General features: G+C 73.1%; 4 protein-coding genes and 2 pseudogenes. 2 read left to right on the plus strand and 4 right to left on the minus strand.

The genetic code is table 11. The features are described from left to right. Window positions 1–316, plus strand: a pseudogene (locus tag AC0CYZ_RS16950) (flavin reductase family protein); the annotation flags it as partial. Window positions 317–447: 131 nt separating this feature from the next. Here AC0CYZ_RS16950 and AC0CYZ_RS16955 read toward each other — a convergent pair. The 4 genes from AC0CYZ_RS16955 to AC0CYZ_RS16970 form a co-directional block, all read right to left on the minus strand. Next, window positions 448–1,065 carry a CGNR zinc finger domain-containing protein gene (locus tag AC0CYZ_RS16955; RefSeq protein WP_472217411.1) on the minus strand — a complete coding sequence of 206 codons (618 nt, stop codon included), beginning with the start codon at window positions 1,063–1,065 and terminating at the stop codon, window positions 448–450. A gap of 113 nt (window positions 1,066–1,178) precedes the next feature. Beyond that, window positions 1,179–1,457: a hypothetical protein gene (locus tag AC0CYZ_RS16960; protein WP_472217413.1), complete on the minus strand. Its 279-nt coding sequence runs from the start codon at window positions 1,455–1,457 to the stop codon at window positions 1,179–1,181. 27 nt (window positions 1,458–1,484) lie between these two features. Continuing rightward, window positions 1,485–2,264 carry a meso-2,3-butanediol dehydrogenase gene (budC, locus tag AC0CYZ_RS16965; RefSeq protein WP_472217415.1) on the minus strand — a complete coding sequence of 260 codons (780 nt, stop codon included), beginning with the start codon at window positions 2,262–2,264 and terminating at the stop codon, window positions 1,485–1,487. A gap of 123 nt (window positions 2,265–2,387) precedes the next feature. Continuing rightward, window positions 2,388–2,801 (minus strand): PaaI family thioesterase, encoded by a 414-nt coding sequence (locus AC0CYZ_RS16970; RefSeq protein WP_472217417.1) that lies wholly within the window; start codon window positions 2,799–2,801, stop codon window positions 2,388–2,390. 247 nt (window positions 2,802–3,048) lie between these two features. Between AC0CYZ_RS16970 and AC0CYZ_RS16975 the strand changes: the two are divergent. Beyond that, window positions 3,049–3,231, plus strand: a pseudogene (locus AC0CYZ_RS16975) (sulfurtransferase); the annotation flags it as partial. Window positions 3,232–3,377: the final 146 nt, after the last annotated feature.

Raw genomic sequence — 3,377 nt, forward strand, 5'->3', positions numbered from 1 at the left:
CGAGTGCCGACTGGACCGGATCATCCCGGTCGGCGACCTCGACGACCACGTCGTCTGGGGCGTCGTCGAACGTGTCCACGTCCGCGACGACCTCTACCTCGACCGCGGCCGCATCGACACCGCCGCCCTCGCGCCCGTCGGGCGCCTGGCCGCCGAGTACACGCTGGTCGAGAACGTCTTCACCACCCCGCTCGACGAGGGCGTCCTCGACGTCCGCGGCGGCCGGATGCGACGCCTCGACGAGCAGGACCCGGAGTTCAGCCCCATCGACACCGACGCCTGGTCGCCGTCCGGTTCGGTGCGCACCGAGTCCTGAGCTCCGGCCTCCCCCGTGAGCCGGGCAGCGTGATCGACTTCCGTGTGGCGGAACGCGTCGGATCTGGCGCGTTCCGCCACACAGTCGTGATCACGCACTTCCGGGGCGCTCCCGACGACGCGTGCCGCGGGTCAGCCCTCGTCGGCGGCGTTCTCCGCGGACCCGGCGACCGCCGTCGCCCGGCGGCGGGCCCTCGAAGCGCGCAGGTTGACCGCGTTGCCGCAGATCCGAACGTTGTGCCAGGCGCCGCTGTTGTTGCGCGAGCGGTCGTAGAACGCGACGGCGCAGCGGTCGTTGCGACAGGTCTTCAGCCGCCGCCAGGTGTCGGCGCGCTGGGCCTCGAGGACCTCGATGAGGATCTGCCCGACGAGCACGCGCCACCCCTGGCCGCGCGGCGTCAGGTCGGCCCGCCCGTCGGCGCCCAGGGTGAGCCCGACGGCGGCGGCACGCAGTTCGGGTGCCGGCGCCGCGGTCTCCGGGGCGCCGACCACGCCGCGCAGGTCCGCGCGCAGCGCCTGGAGCTCCTCGAGGCCGCGCTCGTCCATCACGATCGCCGGCGCCGGGCGACCGGTCGCCTCGGCCCAGTCCGCCAGGGCGGTCTCGGCCCACCCCTGCGCCGTCCCGACGTCCTGCAGGAGATCGGCGGCGCGCGGGCGGCCGGCGGGGATCGTGTTCATCAGGTCCTGCACGAGCGCCAGTCCCCCGTCGGCCACGGTGGAGTCGTAGCGCGTCGTCGTCGACCAGGACATGGGTCCCATCCTAGCGGAGCGGGACCCCGAGCGACTGAGGTATCACGGCTTTGACCCTGTCCGGATCGAGGAGGCGAGCGCCGCGGCGTAGTCGCGCGGGGGCGCTCCGCCGGTCACGCCGCGGTCCGGCGGGAGGCCTCCCCGTCGCCGGCCGGAGCGTCCCCGGGGGCGTCGCGGTGGGGCGGGGTGAGGACGTCCTGGGCCAACTGCGGGATCAGCGCGTCGCGGGCGAAGCGGTGACCGAACTCGGCGTAGGCCGAGAGCTCCCGGTGGATGAGCTCACCGACCGGTCCGGGGTAGCGGCGCAGCGCGTAGTCCGCGGCGGCGCGGTAGCGGGCGCGTTCGTGCAGCTCCAGGAGCGGCAGGGACCCGTCCTGTGGTGTGGCGACCATGGGTCGTCCCTCCTTCCGACGGTCGACTCAGGGACGGGCCTGACCGGTGGAGGCGCCGGTGCCGCCGTCGACCGGCAGGATGGTGCCGGTGACGTAGCGCGCGGCGTCGCTGGCCAGGAAGAGCACGGCGGGGGCGATGTCCTCGGGCTCACCGATCCGGCCGAGGGCGACCCGGTCGACGAACCTGGCGAGCAGCTCCGGGTCCTCGGTCACCGCGGACACGGCACCGGTCCGCGTCAGGGCGGGCGCGACGGCGTTGAGGCGGACCCCGGCCGGGCCCCAGTCGAGGGCGAGCGAGCGCACGAAGTTCGAGACCGCCGCCTTGGAGGCGTTGTAGCCGGCCTGGCCCCAGTCGCCGAGCAGACCGGACACGCTCGAGACGGCGACGAGGTTGCCGCCGCTGCGGGCGAGCACGGGCAGCACCTTCTTCGCCAGGTGGAAGAAGCCGTCGACGTTCGTGGCGCGCAGGGCCTCCCAGTCGGCATCGTCCAGGTCGGTGATCCCGCCGTTGGCGTAGCCCGCCGCGTTGCTGACCACGACGTCGATTCGCCCGAACCGGGCGACGACCTCGTCGACGAGGTGCCCGATCTGCTCCTTGTCGGCCAGGTCGGTCGGGACCGCGGCCGTCCGCTCGGGCGGCGCGTCCCGCAGTGCGTCCTCGAGTGCCTCCCGACGCCGCCCCGCGACGGCGACGGTCGCGCCGGCCGCCAGGAAGGCACGCGTGATGGCGAGCCCGATGCCGGAGCCGCCCCCGGTCACCAGCACGACCGAGTCGGTGAAGTCGAACTGCGCGGTCCCGGTGCTCATCAGGTCCTGCTCTCCGGTCGAGGGTGCGACGGGCCGTCGCTCCGCCCGTCCTGCTCAACACTACGCACGGCGCTCGGTATTCGACGCAGCCCACATGTTTTCACCTACGTCACACCGACGCTCTCACGACCCGGGGAGGGCGACGTTCTGCAGCCGCACCTGCCCGCGGACGAGCTCCTTGCCGTCCTCGGCCCGGGTGATCCGCACCAGCCAGAGCTGCTGCACCCGACCCTGCTGGAGCGGCTCGGCGACGACGTCGGCGCGACCCTCGGTGGCGCTGCGCAGGAAGTCCGTGGCGTTGTGGACCCCGACGGCGAACTGGCCCCGGTCGCGCACGGCCTCACTGGCGCCGACGCTCGCGGCGCTCTCGACCGCCGTCGTGTAGACGCCGCCGTGGACCACGCCCCAGGGCGTGTGGTGCTGCGGCCCCAGCTCGATCCGGCCGGTCACCCGCGTCGGGGTCACCGTCTCGATCTCCAGGCCCGCCGCGGCGAGGAAGGCCGAGGCCGCGGCGAGGGAGAGGTCGGGGCTGGTCATGGGTTCTCCTCCATCTGACGGCCGGCACGCCGAGGGCCGGTCACCGGTCGACGCTGAGTATCGACGGACAACTGAGCTGCCGGCACTGCGGGGAGAGCATCCCCACAACGGCCGGAGCGCCAGCAGTGACATAGGTTACCGTCGATTGTCTACGTCAGAGACAGGAGTACCGATGAGCCGCGAGGACGCCCTGGTCACCGCCGACTGGGCCGAGGAGAACCTGGACGCACCCGGAGTGGTGTTCGTTGAGCTCTACGGCGGGGAGGGCGTGCACCCCGACGCGACGACGATCACCTACTGCCGCATCGGCGAGCGGTCGTCGCACACCTGGTTCGTCCTCACCTACCTGCTGGGCTACGACAAGGTGCGCAACTACGACGGCAGCTGGACCGAGTGGGGGAACGCGGTGCGCGCCCCGATCGAGCGCTGACGAGCATGGCGCACGCACCGAACGTGATCCGCGCCACCTGGGTGGGCGAGCATCGCTTCGACACCGGACGTCCGGACGGTCCCGTCGCGCGGCTGGATGGCAGCGCACACACTGGCCAGTCGCCGCCGGACGCGCTGCTGAGCGCA

The organism is Actinomycetospora sp., assembly GCF_055612215.1.

Excerpts from the sequence above, each read along its gene's own strand:
- AC0CYZ_RS16970 (WP_472217417.1), bottom strand. The coding sequence starts at position 2,801 with ATGACCAGCCCCGACCTCTCCCTCGCCGCGGCCTCGGCCTTCCTCGCC.
- AC0CYZ_RS16960 (WP_472217413.1), bottom strand. The coding sequence starts at position 1,457 with ATGGTCGCCACACCACAGGACGGGTCCCTGCCGCTCCTGGAGCTGCAC.
- AC0CYZ_RS16955 (WP_472217411.1), bottom strand. The coding sequence starts at position 1,065 with ATGTCCTGGTCGACGACGACGCGCTACGACTCCACCGTGGCCGACGGG.
- budC (WP_472217415.1), bottom strand. The coding sequence starts at position 2,264 with ATGAGCACCGGGACCGCGCAGTTCGACTTCACCGACTCGGTCGTGCTG.